Annotated in this window: 16 protein-coding genes; 9 read left to right on the top strand and 7 right to left on the bottom strand. The window is 56.6% G+C overall.

Features of this window, described 5'->3' with window-relative positions; all coding sequences use genetic code 11:
• Window positions 1–30: 30 nt before the first annotated feature.
• The 3 genes from EC836_RS14210 to EC836_RS14200 are packed head-to-tail and all read right to left on the bottom strand — an operon-like array spanning window position 31 to window position 3,409.
• Window positions 31–1,686: an iron ABC transporter permease gene (locus EC836_RS14210; RefSeq protein WP_123334192.1), complete on the bottom strand. Its 1,656-nt coding sequence runs from the start codon at window positions 1,684–1,686 to the stop codon at window positions 31–33.
• Window positions 1,687–1,733: 47 nt separating this feature from the next.
• Window positions 1,734–2,708 (bottom strand): ABC transporter substrate-binding protein, encoded by a 975-nt coding sequence (locus EC836_RS14205; RefSeq protein ID WP_199735177.1) that lies wholly within the window; start codon window positions 2,706–2,708, stop codon window positions 1,734–1,736.
• The gene (locus tag EC836_RS14200) at window positions 2,705–3,409 is read right to left on the bottom strand and encodes an ABC transporter ATP-binding protein (protein WP_123334188.1); all 705 of its coding nucleotides are present in this window, start codon (window positions 3,407–3,409) and stop codon (window positions 2,705–2,707) included. The genes EC836_RS14205 and EC836_RS14200 overlap by 4 nt, the downstream gene beginning before the upstream one ends.
• A 260-nt stretch (window positions 3,410–3,669) precedes the next feature.
• Between EC836_RS14200 and EC836_RS14195 the strand changes: the two genes are divergently transcribed.
• On the top strand, window positions 3,670–4,863 hold the full coding sequence (locus EC836_RS14195) for an MFS transporter (RefSeq protein WP_123334186.1): 1,194 nt from the start codon (window positions 3,670–3,672) through the stop codon (window positions 4,861–4,863).
• Window positions 4,864–4,970: 107 nt separating this feature from the next.
• Here the strand turns inward: EC836_RS14195 and EC836_RS14190 are convergent, their stop codons facing one another.
• Window positions 4,971–5,786: a TIM barrel protein gene (locus EC836_RS14190; RefSeq protein ID WP_123334184.1), complete on the bottom strand. Its 816-nt coding sequence runs from the start codon at window positions 5,784–5,786 to the stop codon at window positions 4,971–4,973.
• Window positions 5,787–6,284: 498 nt separating this feature from the next.
• Here EC836_RS14190 and EC836_RS14185 point away from each other — a divergent pair, with 498 nt between their 5' ends.
• Together EC836_RS14185 and iolB are read left to right on the top strand one after the other, a co-directional pair.
• A complete protein-coding gene (locus EC836_RS14185) occupies window positions 6,285–7,790 on the top strand; it encodes a CoA-acylating methylmalonate-semialdehyde dehydrogenase (RefSeq protein ID WP_123334182.1) in 1,506 nt (501 codons plus the stop codon).
• Window positions 7,791–7,855: 65 nt separating this feature from the next.
• Entirely contained in the window at window positions 7,856–8,674 is an 819-nt protein-coding gene (gene iolB, locus EC836_RS14180; RefSeq protein WP_123334180.1) for a 5-deoxy-glucuronate isomerase, read from the top strand.
• A 129-nt stretch (window positions 8,675–8,803) separates the two neighbouring features.
• Here iolB and EC836_RS14175 read toward each other — a convergent pair whose 3' ends face one another.
• On the bottom strand, window positions 8,804–9,730 hold the full coding sequence (locus EC836_RS14175) for an AraC family transcriptional regulator (RefSeq protein ID WP_123334178.1): 927 nt from the start codon (window positions 9,728–9,730) through the stop codon (window positions 8,804–8,806).
• A 164-nt stretch (window positions 9,731–9,894) separates the two neighbouring features.
• Here EC836_RS14175 and EC836_RS14170 point away from each other — a divergent pair, with 164 nt between their 5' ends.
• Window positions 9,895–11,103: an MFS transporter gene (locus tag EC836_RS14170; RefSeq protein ID WP_123334176.1), complete on the top strand. Its 1,209-nt coding sequence runs from the start codon at window positions 9,895–9,897 to the stop codon at window positions 11,101–11,103.
• A 39-nt stretch (window positions 11,104–11,142) separates the two neighbouring features.
• Here EC836_RS14170 and EC836_RS14165 read toward each other — a convergent pair whose 3' ends face one another.
• Window positions 11,143–11,979 carry a MurR/RpiR family transcriptional regulator gene (locus tag EC836_RS14165; protein WP_105594105.1) on the bottom strand — a complete coding sequence of 279 codons (837 nt, stop codon included), beginning with the start codon at window positions 11,977–11,979 and terminating at the stop codon, window positions 11,143–11,145.
• A 743-nt stretch (window positions 11,980–12,722) separates the two neighbouring features.
• On the opposite strand from EC836_RS14165, the gene EC836_RS14160 reads away from it, so the two are divergent.
• From EC836_RS14160 to EC836_RS14150, 3 genes are all read left to right on the top strand, one after another.
• On the top strand, window positions 12,723–13,208 hold the full coding sequence (locus tag EC836_RS14160; protein WP_123334174.1) for a fimbrial protein: 486 nt from the start codon (window positions 12,723–12,725) through the stop codon (window positions 13,206–13,208).
• Between the two features lie 93 nt (window positions 13,209–13,301).
• Entirely contained in the window at window positions 13,302–14,042 is a 741-nt protein-coding gene (locus tag EC836_RS14155) for a fimbria/pilus periplasmic chaperone (protein ID WP_123334172.1), read from the top strand.
• Window positions 14,043–14,094: 52 nt separating this feature from the next.
• The gene (locus tag EC836_RS14150) at window positions 14,095–15,138 is read left to right on the top strand and encodes a fimbrial protein (protein WP_148050376.1); all 1,044 of its coding nucleotides are present in this window, start codon (window positions 14,095–14,097) and stop codon (window positions 15,136–15,138) included.
• Between the two features lie 78 nt (window positions 15,139–15,216).
• Here the strand turns inward: EC836_RS14150 and iolC are convergent, their stop codons facing one another.
• Window positions 15,217–17,139 carry a 5-dehydro-2-deoxygluconokinase gene (gene iolC / locus EC836_RS14145; RefSeq protein ID WP_123334168.1) on the bottom strand — a complete coding sequence of 641 codons (1,923 nt, stop codon included), beginning with the start codon at window positions 17,137–17,139 and terminating at the stop codon, window positions 15,217–15,219.
• A 607-nt stretch (window positions 17,140–17,746) separates the two neighbouring features.
• On the opposite strand from iolC, the gene iolD reads away from it, so the two are divergent.
• Both iolD and EC836_RS14135 read left to right on the top strand, forming a co-directional pair.
• Window positions 17,747–19,681 (top strand): 3D-(3,5/4)-trihydroxycyclohexane-1,2-dione acylhydrolase (decyclizing), encoded by a 1,935-nt coding sequence (gene iolD / locus EC836_RS14140; protein ID WP_123334166.1) that lies wholly within the window; start codon window positions 17,747–17,749, stop codon window positions 19,679–19,681.
• A gap of 97 nt (window positions 19,682–19,778) precedes the next feature.
• Window positions 19,779–20,789: a Gfo/Idh/MocA family protein gene (locus tag EC836_RS14135; protein WP_123334164.1), complete on the top strand. Its 1,011-nt coding sequence runs from the start codon at window positions 19,779–19,781 to the stop codon at window positions 20,787–20,789.
• The last annotated feature ends 57 nt before the right edge of the window (window positions 20,790–20,846 follow it).

Genomic DNA, 20,846 nt, shown 5'->3' with positions numbered 1-20,846 from the left:
AGTCCACCGTTTTTAGGAATGATCGTCCCGTTAAGTCCGTTCCCTGCGCTGCATCAGCGCCAGCGCGGTGAGCATCAGTACCAGCCCGGTAGTAATGGCAATGGTCGCCATCGCCATGCCCTGGCCGACGGAACCCTGCTCAAACTGTCGCCAGATAAAGACCGACACCGTCTGCATGCCCGCCGGCGCCAGCAGCAGCGAGGTGACCAGCTCGCGCGAGCCGATAGCAAACACCATCAGCATCGCCGCCAGCAGGCTGGGGAACACCAGCGGCAGCACGATGTAGCGCAGCGCCTGCAGCTGGCTGGCGCCGTGTACCCGCGCGGCCGGTTCCAGATTGCCGCCCAGCTGCTTTAGCGCGCTGCCGACGTAGCGTACCGGCCACGGCAGCAGCAGGCAGCAGTAGGAAAGCAGCAGGATCGGCCAGCTGTTATACGGCGTAACCGGCCAGAACGGCTGGTTCCACAGCAGAATCAGGCCGACGCCGACCACCACGCCGGGCAACACGGCGGGCAGCAGCGACAGCCCGTCGATGAATACCGCACCGCGAATTTTGCGCACCACCACCAGCCAGGCGGCAAGAAAGCCAATCACGCCGGTAATTAACGCTGCGGCAAACGCCAGACCCAGGCTGGTGGAGAGCGCATCCAGCGCATCACCGTGCTGGGCAAAGAGCGCGCTGAAGTGGCGCAGTGTGAAGTTCTCCAGCCGGATGCCGCCGGAAAGCGTGGAGAGCAGGGCGCTGAGCAGCATGGAGGACATCGGCATCACCACCACCACAAAGGCCACCAGGCTGAACAGCAACACCGCAGGTAAACGCCAGATCCCGAGGCTGGCGCCTTTATTCAGCGCGGGCTTGCCGGTAATGCTGGTGACTTCTTTATTGCCCACCAGCTTGCGCTGCAGGGTATAAGCCGCCAGCGCCACCAGCACCAGCAGCATCGACAATAGCGAGGAACCGGGCAGGTCGATCGGCCAGTCCGCCAGGCGCTCTTCAATGCCGACCGTCAGCATCACCACGCCCGCGCGGGAGCCGAGCGCGGCTGGCACGCCGTATTCCTCTATCGCCAGGGTAAATGAAAGCAGCACCCCGGCCGCCAGCGCGGGCAGCATCATCGGCAGCGTCACGTGCCAGAAGGCCCGCAGCGCGCTGGCACCGTGAACCCGCGCCACGATCGCCAGATGCTGGCCGCTGGCGAGCAGGCTGCGCGACACGGCAAAATAGACTACCGGGAAGATATTCAGGGTCATCACCAGCGCAATGCCGTTTTGGCTGAACAGCAGATCGTTAAGATCGACGCCGATCAGCTGATAAAGATAGCCGTTGTGCTGTAGCGCCAGCATCCAGCTGAGCGCGGCGATGTAGGGCGGCGTCAGGAACGGGATCAGCATCACCAGATCCCACAGGCGCGCCAGCGGCAGATTGAACAGCCCGCGCAGGGTGCCGAGGGGAATGCCGACCAGCGCGCTGAGCAGCGCCACCGTCAGGCCAATTTTTAGCGTACCGCTGAGCAGGGCGGGCAGCTGCGGGTCGCGCAGCAGTGCCGGAATCGGGCTGAATGCCCCGGCCAGCGAGCCCTGGGCCAGATGCGGAAACAGCGCCTGTAACAGAATAAACAGCAGCGGCAGCGCAACCAGCACCACCAGCAGCGCCACCGTGAGCAGCGGCATAAGACGAGAATTCATGGGCGATCCTGAAGAATGGCGCCACGGCGGGCGCCATCGGGTAGGGATTAAGGTTGCTTAAACAGGTCGGCAAAGCGCTTCAGCACGCTGCCGCGATCGGCACTGCCGCCGCTCTGTGCCGGAAGGATTTTCAGATCGCTCAGCAGCGGGCGCTTGGCGCCGACGTCTGAACGCGCAGGCATCAGCCAGGCATCGGCCACTTTCTGCTGGCCTTCAGCAGACAGCACGTAGTCAACAAAGGCTTTGGCATCTGCCGCATTCTGGCTGCTTTTCAGGATCATCATCGGGCGGGGAGCCACCACGGTGCCGCTGGCCGGGAAGATCACCTTGATCGCTTCGCCGTCCTGAATGCTGCTGTAGGAAACGTAGTCTACCGCGCCAAATACGGCGGCTTTCGCGCCCTGCAGCACCGGCGTCAGCGCCTGGGCGTTAGGACCGGCAATCACCATGCCGTTATCTTTCAGCTTGCTGAACAGCTGCCAGGCGCGATCGCCCATGCTGTTTTGCAGGCCAATCAGCAGGTCGAGGGAGGCACCGGACAGGGACGGATCCGGCGTGGTCACCTTACCCTTAAAGGCTTCGGCGGTCAGATCCTGCCACTCTTTTGGCTCCGGGGTGCCGCTTTTGGTATTCCAGACGATCCCCAGCGCGGAGATCCCCTGCGCCACGTAGTCGGCGGTTTTAAACTGCGCCGGAACTTTTTCCGCATTCGGGCTTTGGTACGGCAGCAGCCAGCCGCGCTGCTGCAGTTCTTCGGCGGTGTCCCAGGAGGCGGAGATCAGCACGTCCGCCTGTGGGTTAGCCTGCTCGGCTTCCAGTCGCGCCATCACCTTACCGGTGGTAGCCTGGAAAATATTCACTTTTACGCCGGTCTGCTTTTCAAAACCTGCGGCCAGCCCTTTTGCCAGCGATCCCGGACCGGCGGTGTAAACGGTCAGTGCCTGTGCGTCGGCGATCATCATGCCAGAAGTCAACAACATGGCGAAAATAGCTCCTGTCTTCATCGGTTTAAACAATGTCATGCGGGTTCCCCAGAGAGTGAAGTAACGGTTTGAATAGCAGAAACGGATCCTGCGGCCAGCCAGACGATGCGATCCGCCAGGATCTCCGCCTCGCGCCGGTCGTGGGTGACGTACACCGCGGTGGTGCCGAGCTGGCGCAGCAGCGTGGCCATCTCCAGGCACAGCGACTCGCGCAGATCGGTATCAAGATTGGAGAGCGGCTCATCGAACAGCAGGATTTTCGGCTCGGCGATAATCGCGCGGGCCAGCGCCACGCGCTGCTGCTGGCCGCCCGACAGATCGGACGGTTTACGGGCGGCGAAATCACCGAGGCCCACGCGCTGTAGCGCCTGCTTCACCCGCTGCTGGCGTTCATGGGCGGAGACCCGCCGCATCAGTAGGGGAAACGCCACGTTCTGCGCCACCGTCATATGCGGCCACAGGGCGTAATCCTGGAAAACCATGCCGATATCGCGCTGTTCGGGCGGCGTGCTTTTCGTGGCGTTGGCAATCAGGCGTTCGCCAAACTGCAGCGTGCCCTGCTGCGGCTCCAGCAGCCCGGCGAGAATTTTCAGCAGGGTGCTTTTGCCGCAGCCGGAAGGGCCGAGCAGGGCCACGATGGAACCGGGCTCGATCTCCAGATCGATATGATTGAGTACGCGGTGTTCGCCAAAGGCATAACCAATGCCTTTCAGCGAGACGGCGACGGGTGAACGGGTCATCGCATCACTCCATTATTGCGTGGGCGTGCCTGACCAGCTGCCGGCCGGGGCCGGTAGCGTGCGCTCACCTGAAGGAAGTTCAGGGGAGTAAAGACCATATTGTTATCCTCTTTGGGACTCTGTGGGGCGGAGTATAGAGAGGCTTTATGACGAAAATATGGCGGTTTTCTCACCCACAGCGGTGAAGAAAATTCCGTAGGACGCTAACGGTTCAGGTATAGTTGGGCTTCGAATTTTCTGCTTTGCGAGCCGTAATCTCCATGTCAGACCCGTCAGCAGGCGACGCCGCGCAGTCCGGCCTGCGCTTAAATCTGCGCATTATCTCCGTTGTTATCTTCAACTTTGCCAGCTATCTGACCATCGGGCTGCCGCTGGCGGTGCTGCCCGGCTACGTCCATGACGTGATGGGCTACAGCGCCTTCTGGGCCGGTCTGGTGATCAGCCTGCAGTACTTCGCCACGCTGCTCAGCCGCCCGCATGCCGGGCGCTTTGCCGATCTCTGGGGGCCGAAGAAAGTAGTGATTTTCGGCCTGTTCGGCGCGCTGATTTGCGGTATCTGCTACGCGCTGGCGGCGCTGTCCAGTGCGATACCGCTGCTCAGCCTGCTGCTACTGTGCCTTGGCCGGGTGGTACTCGGTGTGGGGCAGAGCTTTGCCGGAACGGGGGCCACGCTGTGGGGCGTGGGGGTGGTGGGGTCGCTGCATATCGGCCGGGTGATCTCGTGGAACGGGATTTTCACCTACGGCGCGATGGCTATCGGTGCCCCGCTGGGCGTAGCAATCTACATGTGGGGCGGCCTGCTGCTGCTTGCGGCGATTGTGATTGCCATTGCGCTGGTGGCCATCGTGCTGGCCTTCCCGCGGCCGTCGGTGAAAACCAGCAAGGGAAAACCGCTACCGTTCCGTGCGGTGCTCGGGCGTATCTGGGGCTATGGCCTGATTCTGGCGATGGGATCGGTCGGTTTTGGGGTGATCGCCACCTTTATTACCCTGTTTTATCAGGATAAAGGCTGGCAGGGTGCGGCCTTTGCCCTGACGCTGTTCAGCGTGGCGTTTGTCGGTACCCGTATGCTGTTCCCCAATGCGATCAACCGTCACGGCGGGCTGAACGTGGCGCTGGTCTGTTTTGCCGTTGAGGCCTTAGGGCTGCTGATGGTCTGGGGCTCGTGGGAGCCGTGGATGGCGAAAGTGGGGGCGCTGCTGACCGGTGCCGGCTTCTCGCTGGTGTTCCCGGCGATTGGCGTGGTGGCGGTGAAAGTGGTGCCGCCGCAGAATCAGGGCAGCGCGCTGGCAACCTATACGGCCTTTATGGATCTGGCGCTGGGAATAACCGGGCCGCTGGCCGGGCTGATTATGAGCTATGCCGGGGTGCCGGTAATCTATCTGCTGAGCAGCCTGCTGGTGTGCCTGGCGATACTGGCGACGCTTAGGCTAAAACGGGTGACGAGCGCATAAAAAAATGCGGCCCTGGAAGGCCGCTAAGTGACACAGATAAGAGATGAAATCCGGCCGGTTGGCCGGATTTTCCGTGAGGGCCGGGTAATCACCCGACCACGGGATTTTTAGCCCTGCAGCAGCGCGATGCTCTGGCGAATTTCGCGCTCGATGTCCGCTGCGGTCCAGTTGTCCATGCTGGAAGCAAACGGCTCGAAGGCGTAGATGCCTTTGTAGCCCAGCTTCTCCAGGCGCTGTACCTGCGATACGCTCTTCAGACGGTCACCTTCGCTCAGCATGATGCGCTCTTCGTCGGTCAGCTTGCTGACTTCACGATCGTCTTCCACGCCGGACAGGTGCACCAGCCCGATGCGATTCACATCCAGACCCGCAGCGAAATCCTGCTCCGCGCCTTCATACAGGTGGTGGTGGAAGGTATCCAGCACCAGCGTAAACGGCACGTCGGCCTGGTCGATCAGCGCCAGCGCCTGGCCTGCGGAGCGCAGTGAGCTGACCGGGAAGCCCAGCGGCTCAACCAGCCCTTTAATGCCGTAGCGGTCAAACAGCGGTGCCAGCGTGCGCAGCGCGTTGACGGTATCTTCCGCAGAAACCGGCGTGCCGTCGTTCAGCGGGCACATCACCAGCGCCTTCGCACCGATACCCTGCGCATCCTTCAGCAGCCCTTCAGCGCGCGCCAGCAGATCGTCGCTGATCTGGTTGAACGGATAGACGGCGTTGATGGTGATAATTTCCATGCCGTATTTTTCCGCCAGGTCTTTCACCTGCTGGTGACTGAGATCGTCAGTCACGCTGCCGCCCTTCATATCGTTACGCAGCTCAACCTTGTTCAGACCCAGCTTTTGTACCAGCTGGAAGAAGGCTTCAATGCTCAGTGCTGGGGCAATTTTACGGTTAATACAAATGCGGGTTGGATCGATAGCCATGTGCTGGCTCCTGTTTCAGTAGGGTAATAAAAAAAACTCCACCACAGGGCCGGTCTTACCCGATCCGCATGGTGCAGTAAAAGTACGCATAAGAAAACATTTATTTCATAGTTAGTGAATAATGAAATTTAAATTTTTAGATCCGCCTCTCAAAATTTCACCGTGCGGAAAAAAACACCAGCAAAAACACAGAGAAATCCCAGGCGAAAGCGCGAAGAATTCCGGGGGCGTTATCGTCACGTGGTAAAACCACTGTTCCGCATGGGGCCTGCGCTGGGGGCTTTTTGGCAGTGTCGGCAGGCAGGACCATTTACCCGGCAGGTCCCGACCGTGAAAAATGCGATCCATGCCGCTAAAACCGAATTTTCTAAAGTGAAATATTTGAAAAATTTATTCCAATATTATACTGTCATCCCACGCATTAGAGTTTTGCCCGGCCAGGTAGCGTTGTGATTCAGACTGCCTGCATGGGAACTATCACATCAAAGAGGCCAGAACATGACTATCGTAGGAAACTTTATTGGCGGTAAAACTTCCCTGAGCGCCAGCAGCGAAACCATCCCGGTTTACGATCCGGCGACCGGCAAAGTCATCCGTGAACTGACGCAGAGCACCAGCGACGAAGTGGCACACGCCATTGAAGTAGCCCACAACGCGTTCGATAGCTGGTCACGCACTTCTCCACTGCGCCGTGCCCGTATCCTGTTCAACTTTAAAACCCTGATGGAACAGCATCGTGACGAGCTGGCCGAACTGATCGTCAGCGAGCACGGTAAAGTCTGGTCAGATGCGCTGGGTGAACTGACCCGTGGTCTGGAAGTGGTTGAATTCGCCTGTGGTATTCCACACCTGATCAAAGGTGAGAACTCAGCGGACGTCGGTACCGGCGTTGACAGCTACTCACTGATGCAGCCGCTGGGCGTGGTTGCGGGTATCACTCCGTTCAACTTCCCGGCGATGGTGCCACTGTGGATGTTCCCAATTGCACTGGCCTGCGGTAACACCTTCGTTCTGAAGCCACCGGCTCTGGACCCGTCAGCCTCTGTCCGTATGGCCGAACTGCTGACCGAAGCGGGCCTGCCGGATGGTGTGTTCAACGTGATCCACAGCTCTAACGAAAACGCCGAGCAGCTGTACAAAGATCCACGCGTTCAGGCCGTGAGCTTCGTCGGTTCTTCCGGCGTTGCCGAGCACATCTACACCACCGCCAGCGCACACGGTAAGCGCGTGCAGGCGTTCGGCGCGGCGAAAAACCACGCTATCGTGATGCCGGATGCCGATCTGGATGCCACCGTGAACGCCATCATGGGCGGCGCGTTTGGTTCTGCCGGCGAGCGCTGCATGGCGCTGCCAGTAGTCGTTGCCGTGGGCGACGATACGGCTGACAAACTGATTGCTGCACTGACTCCGCTGGTGAAAGCCCTGCGCGTGGGCCCTGGCATTCATAAAGGCAAAGATGAAAACGAAATGGGGCCGGTGGTTTCCGCTGCGCACCAGAAGAAAGTGCTGGGCTACATCGACAAAGGTGAAGCGGAAGGCGCGAAACTGGTGGTTGACGGCCGTGGCATTCAGGTTGAAGGCAACCCGGAAGGCTACTACGTTGGCGGCACCCTGTTCGATAACGTCACCACCGACATGGTGATCTGGCGTGAAGAGATCTTCGGACCGGTTCTGAGCATCGTGCGTGCCCCTGACTACAAAACCGCGCTGGACCTGGTTAACAGCCACGAATTCGGTAACGGCAGCGCCATCTTCACCAGCAATGGCCACACCGGTCGTGACTTCGTGCGTGAAGTGCAGGCAGGCATGGTTGGCGTTAACGTACCGGTTCCGGTACCGATGGCTTTCCATAGCTTCGGCGGCTGGAAGCGTTCCGTCTTTGGCGCACTGAACGTGCACGGTCCGGACGGCGTGCGTTTCTACACCCGCATGAAGACCGCCACCGTTCGCTGGCCGAGCGGTCAGAAAACCGTGTCTGAGTTCAGCATGCCTACGCTGGGCTAATCCTTTTCACCAACAATCCGCGCCGTCGCGTAGTCTGCGGCGGCGCGGGCAAAGGACAAAGCAGCATGTCATTATTAAATAAAGCAAAGCAGCCCGATGCACAGGGCCGTATTCAGAACGTCACCCCGGAAAGTGCCGGCTGGCGTTATGTTGGCTTCGATGCTTATCTGCTGAAGAAAGGGCAGACCCTCCAGCTTGAAAGCGGTGATAAAGAGCTGTGTCTGGTGCTGGTTGCGGGTCTGGCTTCGGTGAAAACCCGTCAGGCCGAGTTCCCGAATATCGGTAAGCGTATGTCGCCGTTTGAGCGCACGCCGCCGTATTCCGTTTACGTGCCGCACAACGAACAAATTGAAGTGGTGGCAGAGTCCGATCTGGAGCTGGCGGTGTGTAATTCGCCAAGCCAGGGAAATCTGCCGGCACGTCTGATTGCGCCTGAAGATGTTGGCGTGGAGCAGCGCGGTAAAGGCCACAACAAGCGTCTGGTGCATAACATCCTGCCGGACAACAAGCCTGCCGACAGCCTGCTGGTAGTGGAAGTGTACACCAACGAGGGTGATACCAGTTCCTACCCAAGCCACAAGCACGACCAGGAAGATTCAGAAGACGAAACCTATCTGGAAGAGACGTACTATCACCGTTTCGATCCGGAGCGTGGCTTCGCCCTGCAGCGCGTCTATACCGACGATCGCTCGCTGGATGAGTGCATGCCGGTGTATAACCGCGACGTTGTTACCGTGCCGCGTGGCTACCATCCGGTAGCGACTATCGCCGGTTACGACAACTACTATTTGAACGTCATGGCCGGGCCAGTACGTTTATGGAAATTTACCTGGGAGAAAGATCACGCCTGGGTGAACAGCGATGAGTATCCGCGCAAGAAGTAAGTTGGTTTAGTTGTAGTGATGTACCCCGGAGGGTTTTCGTCGCCGTCAGGCCGCTGGAAGCTCGAAGGAAAAGGTTGATGTTGAAAACAAGCTAATAAACGGGCGGCCACCTACGGGCTGCCCGTTTTTTTATGGCTGGCGTTTACCGCTAACCGAGGTGGGCGTTCGACCGTAAAAACGATGGAAGGCTGCGCTGAAGCTGGAAAGATGCTGATAGCCGACCTTCCACGCCACCGTGGAAGCGTGTAGCCCGCTTTCCAGTAATGCCAAGGCGTGAGCCATGCGAATCTCCGTCAGCATGCGGTGCGGCGTGGTATTGAACAGCGTGCGAAACCCCTGCTTCAACGCGAATTCATTGCTGCCCGTGGTGGCACAGAGCCAGCCCACGGTCAGCGGCTGGTCATAGTGCTGCTGCATGAGTTCTCTGGCTTTGAGCAGCTTATCCTGGGCCGCACCGCTCATCGTCTGTGACTTTTTCGGCGGCGATGAGAGCAGCCTGGCCTGCTCACTCAGCAGGGTAAGCGTGGCGATCTGGATTTCGAGGGCGCTGGCATTCCGGCTATGCAGCGCGACCAGCCGTTCCGCCAGCCGCTGGATACTCAGGCCGTGCTGGCCGGAGAACAGGGAATACACCTGATTATCTGGCTGACGACCGCTGAGCAGCCCGGTCAGCGCGTACTGCTCCATCAGCGGTTCATCAACGATCAGCCGCAGCTGGCGTATCTGCTGACCCGCCGGTAAAAAACGCTCGCCGCGGGCGCGGGAAAATAGCGCCACCGTGCTGTGCCCTGCGCGCAGATGATAATGGCTGCCGTCGCTGGCGCTGGTCAGGCTGTTACCCTCAAGCGCAATAGCGATTGTCAGACTGCGAACGTTCCGTTCGATGATGCTGTGCTCACGCAAATCACGCTGCGGCTGATAGTGGCACAAGGCCAGCGCCAGGCCGTCATCCAGCCGCAGGCGATCGACAAAGCCACCGCAGGACTCCTGGGATATCGGCTGCCTGTGCCAGCTAAAACGCTGCGCTGAAATCATTGTGCCCTCTGCATTCCACATCACGCCGGCTCCGTAATGCCTAAACAAAGCTCCGTTATGCCTAAGAAGCGAATGATACACAATCGCATTAAAAACTTATAGTGATCCACGGCTTCGCGCGGCCCGATTAACCGATGACTAACGCAGATGAGGTGATGGCAACCGTCACCCGTACGGAGTAACAGATGAACGAATTATCCGGTGGTAATACCCGCACGGCCACGCAGGCGCGTGCCGGGCAACTCTGGCTACTGTGGCTGGGGTTTATTCTAGTTTCGATGAATATGCGGCTGATTTTTACCACGGTGGGGCCGCTGCTGGCGGAGTTCCACCTCAGCTTCAGTTCCACGCTGATGGTGACAACGCTGCCGCTGGTGCTGCTCAGCGTGTTCTCGATCACCGGCGTGAAGCTGCGCCAGCGATTTGGTGAAGAACGCGCGCTGTTTCTGGCTTTGGCGCTGCTTTGCCTGGGCTGTGCCGTAAGAGGGCTGGGGGAGATGATGCTGCTGGTGGGCACGGCGATTGGCAGCATCGGCATTGCGATTATGAATGTGATTATGCCCGCCCTGGCGCGTAAACGTTTTCAGCCCCGCCAAATGGGAACGGTGATGGGGATTTATGCTCTGATGCTGGGCGTGGGGGCGGTGATTGGCGCCAGCGGCGCTTTTCCTCTCTACCTCGCTTTGGGCGCGAATGAACCGGCGGCCTATCAGTCGCTGGCGCTGTGGGCGCTTCCGGCGCTGCTGGCGATGCTGATCTGGCTGCCGCAGTTACGCTATGCTGCCGCCGCAGGCCTGGTCCCCGGCGTTCAGAACGGCGAGCGGGTTAACCTCTATCGGCAGCCGGTGGCCTGGTCGGTGACGCTGTTTTTTGGCCTGCAGGTGCTGAACCTTTACGTCTTTCTGGCCTGGATGCCGACGATATTTATCAGTCGTGGCTCCACGCCTGAAGCGGCAGCGCTGCTGTTTTCAGCCTCGCAGTTCAGCCTGATGATCGGCGGTTTTCTGGTGCCGTTTTTTGCCGCCCGGGTGGCCGATCAGCGCGGATTTATGGTTCTCACGATCCTGCTGTGCCTGTTCGGCACGCTGGGGATCCTGTATGCCCCTGGCAGCACGGCAATGATCTGGGTGCTGCTGCTGGGGTTTGGCCAGGGGGCCGGTCCGGGTCTGGGAACCTATCTGTTCGTGGTGCGCAGCGCCAGTGGGGAGAGCGCGGCGCGGCTGTCAGCCATGGCGCAGAGCGTGGGCTATCTGATTGCCGGACTGGGTCCGCTGCTGGTGGGCTATCTGTGGACGTTTGTTGGCAACTGGGATTTGCCGCTGCTGCTGGTGGCCGGGCTGCTGGTGGTGGAACTGCTGGTTTGTCTTCCTGCCGGGAGGAATCAGCGGATTTGAGGGGCAACCGGCGCAGAGCGAGCGCCGGTTATTCACCGCTTAGTTGGCGTTGTTCAGCGCCAGCGAAACGGCCAGGGTCTGCGCCAGACACAGGGAAGCCACCTGCGAACGGAAGCCGTCAACCTGTGCTTCACGCACCACGAAGCAGACGTCGCTGAAGGCGGCCAGCGGGCTGACCTGGCTGTCGGTAATGGCGATCTGATGGGCACCGCGTTTGGCGCCCAGCTCAACCAGCTCAACCGCTTCCCGCGCGTAAGGCGAGTAGCTGATGGCAATCACCACGTCTTTCGGGTTCACCATGCTCAGCTGCTCGGCGAACATGCCGCCCAGGCCGTCGATCAGAAACGCGCGGCGCTCCAGATGGCGCAGGGCATAGGTCAGGTAAGAGGCGACGCTGAAGGAACGGCGCAGGCCAATCACGTAGATGTTATCGGCCTCATCGAGCATTTTAACCGCTTTTTCCAGCTGTTCCGGATTGATCTGCATCGCCAACTGCTGCAACGCCTGCGAGTTCACCATGGTGAACACGTTAAGGATCTCCGCCGGATTTTCCGGTGCGGTTGGCGTTTCATCGGTCGCGGTCTGGCGGAACAAACGTGCACGTTCGGTGTAGTTGACCGTTTCTTCCATCAGGTGCTGACGAAACACCTGCTTCATTTCGTTGAAACCGCTGAAACCAAATGCGTTCGAGAAGCGGATTAACGTCGAAGGTGGCACGTCCGCCTGCTGGGCAATTGAGGCCACGGTATCGAAGGCGATGCTGTTACTGTTATCCAGAATATAGCGAGCGACCTGCTTCAGGCGTTTGCTTAGGGTGTCGTAACGGCGACGGATGTCGTCCTGTAGCAGTGAAAGCTGTGTTGGATTGTTGGTCATTAAGCTGCTCGCTAATCTTGAAATGTTGTTCTTCTGAGCGCCATTCTACCAGATGAACAAAAAATTTCACTTGATGAAGAAAGCAGCGGCGTCTATTTCATCAGGGTTGGGAATTGGTTCACAAAAATGCAACGAACAGGCAAATAAAAAGAGTGGCAGAATGTTCATTCGATTTGTTAACCACGCCATGACTGTAACGATTTATGCTTATGCGGTAGTCCCTCTCCGTAGAAAGACCCCTCCGGGTGCCTCCCGGCCTGTGGTTCGTGTGATGGCATTTCTCTTCACGCGCACCGTTTACCCTCTGGTATTCACTGCCCGCGTGCTGATTTTCTGTCCGGCATCATCAAGCCATGTTCACCCACAAAGTAAGGGAATAACGGTCATTTAATTGATCAATTCGTTGATATCACTTAATTTTGTTAAGTTTGCGATACATTTAACTATAAAAATTGAATTGAAATATAATTAACTCGCAAAAGTTATTTTTAGAGTAAAACTGGAAAGTAATTGATCGAAATGCTATTCGCGGTGATTTATCATTTCTAGAATAAAACTAATTCAATGTATAATTTTTCTTCTGGGTTTTTTCGAATAACTGGAAGTTTCAGAAATCCCCAAGTGATTTTAGGACGCTGTCGGCAAGACCTAAGCCGAAGTTGATGGGGGCTGAAAAAGATAATATTGTTCAGTTATGGTCAGATAATTCGCTGCCTTACACCACGTAATAAAATGGAGAGTATATGTTCGCATGGAAGATACCAGTGGTGGTGTTGCTGATGAGTACCTGCCTGCAGGCTTATGCTGATGGTCCAGCCAGATTTAATTTCAAAGGCCGTGTGGTGGATAAAAACCCCTGTACCATAAATAATGGAAAGCAGATTTTAATTCCTTTTGATAATATTACGCAGGAAAAATCCGATGGTAAGCAGATTCAGAAGAAAATAGATCTCAACGTGGTGTGCACGGAGGAATATGTCAATTCTGCATTGAGAATGCAAATTTTAGGTACGGCATCATTTGCAGATAATGTGCTTAAAACCGATATGGACGATCTTGGTATCGTCTTCTATAAAAATGGAGCCCCCGTCGAACTGCAGACCTGGTTTAATTTGCCCAAACCGGCCAGTTCGCTACTGCTGACGGCATCACCGATTGCTAATGGCAAATCTAAAATGCCGGGGGGGAATTTTACCGCTTCCGCTACGCTGCTGGTTAATATTCAGTGAAATCACATCTGTGGAATGTGGTTTCATAAAGTGAAAATGTCTGAAGCTGAATTAACTACCAACGATAAATTGAAATTATAAGCTGAGTGCATTATGTTTTTCCCCGTAAGAACCTTTATATCTTTCCTTGCCATCACCGCTTCATTTGTGACAAATGCAGCGATTTCGTTGCAGCAAACCCGCGTTGTTTTTGATGGCGATAAAAAAACGGCCAGCCTGTTCGTTGTTAATCAAAATACGAACACGCCTTACCTGGCGCAGGGCTGGATTGAAGATGAGCAGAACAACCGTGTGCAGGGCCCCTTGCTGATTCTGCCCCCGATTCAGCGTATTGAGCCAGGCGAAAACTCGCAGATTAAAATTCAGGCATTACCGGCAGCAAGGCTGCTTCGGCAGGATCGGGAAACGCTGTTTTACCTGAACCTGCGAGAAATCCCGCCGAAAAATGAAAATGGCAATACGTTACAGGTTGCGCTACAGAATCGTATCAAGGTCTTCTACCGGCCGGTGGGACTAAAAAACACCGAACTCGCTTCTCCCTGGCAGTCTCAGTTGGTGTTAAACAAACGGGATAATCGCTGGCAGATAACGAATCCCAGCGCGTATTACATCACGCTGGTAGACGCTCAGGCTCGCCAGCGGGGACCATCCGTCGCGGGCTTTACGCCATTAATGCTGGCACCTGGCGCCAGCGACATGTTGCCGGGTGATGCAAACAGTTATGGTAGCGCCCCAGTATTGACCTACCTCAATGATTATGGCGGTCGCCCAGAAATCACTTTTAGATGTGGTTTAGAACGTTGCAAGGTTATTACCAATCAGGTTCCGCGCTAATTACAGCGAACGTTTGGCTGATAAAGAACATCTTAAATACGTGGTGGTAATCATGAGAAGAGTACAAAAGTGGATGGATGAAACGTTCCCGGTAAAAACATTTTCGTTTTTGATGCTGGTAAGTTCTGCGGTATATGCGGTTCCCGATCGCCCACCTGGTATGCCGGGTGGTGGATGCTGGGCGGATCCAATGAATAATTTGATAGTAGTATTGTCGTCTTCATCATTTTATTCAAATCAGGAAGGCACAGTAGCGACTATGAATTTCATGACTCAACCAAGTACATACCCAGGGTGGTGTTATAGCGAGGATGCCGATTTTAAGGCAGCACGTTATTTTGGGTTGGAATCGGGATTGGTTATTCCGGGTAAGACCGAAAAATACTATCAAATGTCCGACGATGTAGATGTTCGCGTAGGTGTAAATTTTTCAGATGGTTATGCTGAAGCTTATCCGCCTATGTGGGATAGATATTATCCAGCTACTGCGGGTGCTACTCGTCCGGGTGTCAGCGAATTGGCCGGTGCTAGAGTCGGTAACAGTGGGAGTGTTACTTTTAAGCTTCGCCGAACATTAATTGGTGGTGCATTCTTTGTTCCCGGGGGATTGGAACTAGCTCGCATGTATCGTTACGTCTATGCTGGAAAGCATCCGACAATACCTTTGTATCGGCTTATCACGCAGCAAACCTTGATTCCCGTTCCGGTAGTGTGCGGTATTAATGGAGGTAAGACGATAGATATTGATTTCGGTCTGATTGACAGCGATCGGCTAACACAGTCGGCCCTGTCATCCCCCTATCATGAGCAACAGCACCTTCAATATAAGTGTAATACCTCCCTGACTCAGGATATGAGGGTCGATCTTGTTGCTGAACCTGCCGCTTTTAGTGATGCCATTAAGACGACTAATCCAGACGTTGGGGTGGTCATGCTGTATAACAATGTGCCTGTTAAACCCTACGGCAGTTTTAAGACGAAAGTCGTCAACGGCATGGGCAGCGACGATGTCAGCTTCGCCATAGTCGGAAACGGTAAGAAACCCGCTACCGGAGATTTTACCGGCTCGGCAGTACTTATTATTGCCAGCCTGTAGTTCATTAAAAAAACCGCCCCCAACGGATACCGGCATGCATTCCAGCATCCGCCAGGGGCGGTTTTATCGTGCAGATGTTTACTTAGCCGGGCGCGCTTCGCGCCAGTAGCCAATCAGCGTCAGGTAGTTACTTTTCACTTTGGCAATCAGTGACGCATCGTCCAGTTCGCCCTGCAGCCACTGGCGTGAAGGCTGGCCGAAGATGGTGCGACCTACCGCGAAGCCTTTGACCCACGGGCTCTTCGCCGCAGCGGCAAAGCCCGCTTTCAGTTCAGCTTCCGGCGCATCCAGGCCCAGCAGCAGGATCCCACGGCAGTGCGGATCGTTCTTCTCGATCAGCGCGCTGATCGCTTCCCAGCAGGCGTGAGACAGCGGCGGCAGCTTCCACCAGTCAGGCTGAATGCCCATGCTGTAGAAGTGGGTCAGGATTTCCAGATAGTACTTCTCGTCTTTATCCGGGTTGCTTTCCGGCAGGATCACTTCCAGCAGCAGTTCGTGACCGGATTTATTACAGCCGTTCCACACGTCGAGGATCAGATCGTCCTGCTCTTTACGCATTTCCGCGCTGTCGTGCGGATGGTAGAAGGTCAGGCATTTGACCACGTGCTCCTGCGGCCAGTCCACCAGCTGCGAGCCGATGTTACCGTGCTCAAGGCGCAGCGGACGAGAGCTTGGCAGCTCGATTGGGCGACCAATCCACCAGCCTTTACCGGTGATAGCGTTCAGCGCGGGCTGACCGTAGGTGGTGTCAGCCAGGATACCGCAGCGACCGTCGTCCAGACCGGCTTCACGTGCCGCTTCCTGTGCGCCCTGCAGCAGCAGTGTTTTCAGCTCGGGAATGCGAGAATCGTCAAAGCCCGCTTCGGCTGCCATGTCTGCCAACTGTTTGCGGTGGTCGAAGGCAAAAATATTCAGCTCGGTCCACTCCTGCTTGCGCGTGGTGACGCGGTGCAGGTGGTTCAGGCGTGCGTCCAGGTCCGGGCGCTTAACGTCTTTATCGCGGCTGAGGAAGTCGTCCAGCTCTTCTTTGGTAGGCATCGCTGGCGCACAGCCGTGGCGGGAAACCACCAGTGCACCGCAGGCGTTGGCGTAACGGCAGGCCTGTTCCCAGCTTTCGTCGTTCAGCCAGCCGCGCAGCAGACCGGACATAAAGGCATCGCCTGCGCCCAGCACGTTCAGCACTTCTACGCGCACGCCGCTTTGCAGCTGTGTGTCTTCCCAGCTGTCCGGGATATCGCCTTCAAAGACGACGCAGCCCAGCGGGCCACGTTTGCAGACCAGCGTGGCTTTGGTGGCTTTACGCACGTTCTTCAGCGCGGTCAGACTGTCGGTGCTGCCACCGGCAATGTGGAACTCTTCTTCCGTTCCCACGACCAGATCAAAATAGTGCAGCACTTCCTGCAGCTGCTGGGTTACACGCTCGGACTCAACGAAACGCGTTTCGCCGTCGCCCAGTGAGGTCAGGCCCCACAGCACCGGACGGTAGTCGATGTCCAGCGCGGTACGCAGGCCGTGACGGCGGGCGATCTCCAGCGCTTTCAGCACGGCGGCGCGGGTGTCCGGGTGAGACAGATGTGTACCGGTTACGGCAACGGCGCGGGAAGAGGCGATGTAGTCTTCCTGAATATCATCCGGCACCAGGCCCATATCGGCGCAGTTGTCACGGTAGAACACCAGCGGGAAGGTTTCCTGATCTTTAATCCCCAGGATTACGAGGCCGGTCAGACGTGTTTTATCGGTGATCAGGCTCTGAGTGTCGCAACCAACGCGCTGCAGCTCTTCCCGCAGGAAGCGGCCCATATGCTCATCACCCACGCGCGCCAGCATGCCTGATTTCAGGCCCTGGATTGCGGTACCGTACGCCACGTTACCGGATGAGCCACCCAGATATTTAGCAAAGGTGGTTTCATCTTCAAGGCGCGCACCGATTTGCTGGCCATAAAGGTCGACGGCGATGCGCCCGATACAAATCACATCAAGCCGCTTCTGTTGTGTACTCATACCTGTTTTTTCCTTCTGTGATGTACCCTGGTCATCGGCGTTTTTTCGCGGTTGAGTAACCGCCGGTGGTTTCGGGTAAAGCCGACTCTGTTTGAGCTTCTCCAGCGGATCGGTGGCACGCCAGCCCGATCGAATCCGGATCTAACATGCCAACGAGTATGAGGAATAAAAATTCCAATTTCAATATGAAATGAAATTATTGCCCCAAAAGTGTGAGGTGGTTAAAACTCTTGCACAGCGGCATATCCGCACGGCAGATGTCATGCCGTTTCAGACAGCTCAGGAGTTGTGAGCGATATCTCAACTTTCTTAGATAACAGGCGTAAACATATTGAAGTGAAAGGGTTTTTATCATTTTATGTCTGGATGGGGGTAAGCGTTTCATTTCCCCCCCTTCGATCCCCCCATTCATCCCCGTTTCACCGCAGAATTTGATCTCACTCGCAAAATGAAATGTTTCTTCTGTAATTCTGTTTAGTGAAAAAAATATTTGTTTATAATCGGCTCACGTTTCACTTATAGCTGTCGCCGTTTTCTCACCAGGGCGACCAAAAATGCGAATACCGGTGGACCTGAGTTGCGTCCCCGACAAATAAAGGAAGAGCAAATGGGCAAGATTAGATTAACTACAGCACAGGCTCTGGTCAGATTCCTGGACAACCAGTATCTGTCGGTAGACGGCGTTGAGACCAAATTCGTTAAGGGCATTTTTGCCATCTTTGGCCACGGCAACGTGCTGGGTCTGGGCCAGGCTCTGGAACACAACAACGGCGATCTGGTGGTGTATCAGGGTCGTAACGAGCAGGGCATGGCGCATGCGGCTATGGGCTATGCCAAGCAGAAGCTGCGTCGCGAGATTATCGCCTGTACCTCTTCCGTCGGTCCGGGCGCGGCCAACATGATTACCGCAGCGGCGACCGCCACCGCCAACCGCATCCCTTTATTACTGCTGCCGGGCGATGTGTTTGCCACCCGCCAGCCGGACCCGGTTCTGCAGCAGATTGAACAGAGCCACGATCTGAGCATCAGCACCAACGACGCGTTCCGCGCCGTTAGCAAATACTGGGACCGCGTTAACCGTCCTGAGCAGCTGATGACCGCCTGTATCAACGCCTTCCGCGTGCTGACCGACCCGGCTGAAACCGGCGCGGTGACCATTTCTCTGCCGCAGGATGTGCAGGGTGAAGCCTATGACTTCCCGGAATATTTCTTCCAGAAGCGCGTGCACCGCATTGAGCGCCGTCTGCCAACCGAGGGTCAGCTGGCCGATGCGCTGAAGCTGATTGCCGCGAAACACAAGCCGATGATCATCTGCGGCGGCGGCGTGAAGTACTCCGGCGCGGGCGAAGCGCTGCTGGCCTTTGCTGAACGCCACGGTATTCCGTTTGCTGAAACCCAGGCGGGTAAAGGCACCATCGTTTCTGACCATCCGCTGAACGTCGGCGGCGTGGGTGAAACCGGCTGTCTGGCCGCTAACCTGCTGGCGAAAGAGGCCGATCTGGTGATTGGTATCGGTACGCGCTACACCGACTTCACCACCGCGTCAAAATGGATCTTCCAGAACCCGGACGTGAACTACATCAATATCAACGTCAGCAACTTTGACGCCTACAAGCTGGATGCGGTGCAGGTTGTTGCGGATGCCCAGGAAGCGCTGAACGCACTGAACAGCCGTGTGGAAGCCATTCACAACGGCTGGGGCGAGCAGGTGACCCAGGCGCAGAGCAAGCTGCTGAAAGAAACGCAGCGCGTTTACTCTGCGGTGTACAGCGAAGAGAACTTCGTGCCGGAAATCGCCGACCATATCGACCGCGAAGCGCTGTTTGCCGAGTTCAATCGTCTGACCGGCTCCTTCCTGACGCAGAGCAGCGTGCTGGGAACGCTTAATGAGCACCTCCCAAAGGATTCGGTGATTGTCGCCGCCGCGGGCAGCCTGCCGGGCGATCTGCAGCGTATGTGGCGCACCAAAGATTACAACAGCTATCACGTCGAGTATGGCTATTCCTGCATGGGCTACGAGGTCAACGCTTCTCTCGGCGTTAAGCTGGCCGAGCCGCACCGTGAGGTTTACACCATGGTGGGCGACGGTTCATTCCAGATGCTGCACTCCGAGCTGGTCACCTCGATCCAGGAAGGCGCCAAGATCAACGTGGTACTGCTGGATAACATGACCAACGGCTGCATTAACAACCTGCAGATGGAACACGGTATGGACAGCTTCACCACCGAGTTCCGTTTCCGTAACGCGGAAACCGGCAAACTGAACGGTGGCTTTGTCCCGATTGATTTCGCCGCGATTGCCGCAGGCTACGGCTGCAAAACTTACCGTATTACCACACTGGAAGAGCTGAAGGCCGCGCTGATTGATGCGCAGAAGCAGACCGTTTCCACGCTGTTCGATATCAAAGTTCTGCCGAAGACCATGATCCACAAGTACTTCAGCTGGTGGCGCGTGGGCGGAGCCCAGGTTTCAGACTCTGAGCGCGTCGATGCCGTCGCCCGCAAGCTGAACGAGCATATCGACCAGGCTCGCGAATATTAATAACGCATTTTTTATTGTTCTTTTTGCTGTTCTTTTTTGCCTTTAAAGCGCGGGCTGTTTAGCCCGCTTTTACCCCCTACTCAAGTAAGGATCGATCATGACGTTAAAGTTAGGTGTTATCGGTGCTGGTGCCATTGGTCAGGAACATATCCGTCGCTGCAGCAAAGTGCTGCAGGGTGCAGAGGTTGTGGCCGTCTCTGATATCAACGTGGAAGGCGCGAAAGCGGCCGTTGCGCGTCTGGGTCTGAACGCTGAAGTCTATGCCGACGGCCACGACGTGGTGAAATCGTCCAACGTGGATGCCGTGCTGGTGACCTCCTGGGACCCAACGCACGAAGAGTACACGCTGGCTGCGATTGCTGCCGGTAAGCCAGTGTTCTGTGAAAAACCTCTGGCGATGAGCGCTGAAGGCTGCCGTCGCGTGGTGGATGCTGAGATTAAATTCGGCAAGCGCCTGGTGCAGGTTGGCTTTATGCGCCCGTACGATGCCGGATACCGCGCGCTGAAAAAAGTGATTACCGATGGTGAAATCGGCGAACCGCTGATGCTGCACTGTGCGCACCGTAACCCGACCGTACCGGAGAACTACACCACCGATATGGCGATTACCAACACGCTGATCCACGAGCTGGATGTGCTGCGCTGGCTGACCGAAGACGACTACAAATCTGTACAGGTTGTCTTCCCACGCGTAACCTCCAAAACCCATGCCAAACTGAAAGATCCGCAGATCGTTTTGTTTGAAACCCGTAAAGGTATCCGCATTGACGTTGAAATCTTCGTTAACTGCGCATACGGCTACGACATCCAGTGTGAAGTCGTTGGTGAAGAGGGTATTGCTAAGCTGCCGGAGCCGTCTGCCGTGCAGATGCGTAAGAATGCGCAGCTTTCTACCGCGATTCTGACCGACTGGAAAGACCGCTTTATCGATGCCTATGACGTTGAGTTACAGGCGTTTATTAATGATGCCACCGCTGGCAAGCTGACCGGGCCATCCGCCTGGGACGGCTTTGCCGCTTCCGTCGCCGCTGATGCCTGCCATAAGGCGCAGAACAGCGGGGCGATTGAGCCGGTGGAACTGCCAGAGCGCCCGGCGTTCTACAACTAATCGCCGCGCTGCTACCGCACCTTCCCCTGCCGGTGAGCAGGGGAAACCGTAAAACAG

It is taken from the genome of Erwinia sp. JUb26 (assembly GCF_003751505.1).
GTDB lineage: Bacteria > Pseudomonadota > Gammaproteobacteria > Enterobacterales > Enterobacteriaceae > Erwinia.
The sequence above is the reverse complement of the archived record's forward strand: the minus strand, read 5'-3'. Positions and strand labels throughout refer to the sequence as shown.

Excerpts from the sequence above, each read along its gene's own strand:
- EC836_RS14210 (WP_123334192.1), bottom strand. The coding sequence starts at position 1,686 with ATGAATTCTCGTCTTATGCCGCTGCTCACGGTGGCGCTGCTGGTGGTG.
- EC836_RS14205 (WP_199735177.1), bottom strand. The coding sequence starts at position 2,708 with ATGACATTGTTTAAACCGATGAAGACAGGAGCTATTTTCGCCATGTTG.
- EC836_RS14200 (WP_123334188.1), bottom strand. The coding sequence starts at position 3,409 with ATGACCCGTTCACCCGTCGCCGTCTCGCTGAAAGGCATTGGTTATGCC.
- EC836_RS14195 (WP_123334186.1), top strand. The coding sequence starts at position 3,670 with ATGTCAGACCCGTCAGCAGGCGACGCCGCGCAGTCCGGCCTGCGCTTA.
- EC836_RS14190 (WP_123334184.1), bottom strand. The coding sequence starts at position 5,786 with ATGGCTATCGATCCAACCCGCATTTGTATTAACCGTAAAATTGCCCCA.
- EC836_RS14185 (WP_123334182.1), top strand. The coding sequence starts at position 6,285 with ATGACTATCGTAGGAAACTTTATTGGCGGTAAAACTTCCCTGAGCGCC.
- iolB (WP_123334180.1), top strand. The coding sequence starts at position 7,856 with ATGTCATTATTAAATAAAGCAAAGCAGCCCGATGCACAGGGCCGTATT.
- EC836_RS14175 (WP_123334178.1), bottom strand. The coding sequence starts at position 9,730 with ATGTGGAATGCAGAGGGCACAATGATTTCAGCGCAGCGTTTTAGCTGG.
- EC836_RS14170 (WP_123334176.1), top strand. The coding sequence starts at position 9,895 with ATGAACGAATTATCCGGTGGTAATACCCGCACGGCCACGCAGGCGCGT.
- EC836_RS14165 (WP_105594105.1), bottom strand. The coding sequence starts at position 11,979 with ATGACCAACAATCCAACACAGCTTTCACTGCTACAGGACGACATCCGT.
- EC836_RS14160 (WP_123334174.1), top strand. The coding sequence starts at position 12,723 with ATGTTCGCATGGAAGATACCAGTGGTGGTGTTGCTGATGAGTACCTGC.
- EC836_RS14155 (WP_123334172.1), top strand. The coding sequence starts at position 13,302 with ATGTTTTTCCCCGTAAGAACCTTTATATCTTTCCTTGCCATCACCGCT.
- EC836_RS14150 (WP_148050376.1), top strand. The coding sequence starts at position 14,095 with ATGAGAAGAGTACAAAAGTGGATGGATGAAACGTTCCCGGTAAAAACA.
- iolC (WP_123334168.1), bottom strand. The coding sequence starts at position 17,139 with ATGAGTACACAACAGAAGCGGCTTGATGTGATTTGTATCGGGCGCATC.
- iolD (WP_123334166.1), top strand. The coding sequence starts at position 17,747 with ATGGGCAAGATTAGATTAACTACAGCACAGGCTCTGGTCAGATTCCTG.
- EC836_RS14135 (WP_123334164.1), top strand. The coding sequence starts at position 19,779 with ATGACGTTAAAGTTAGGTGTTATCGGTGCTGGTGCCATTGGTCAGGAA.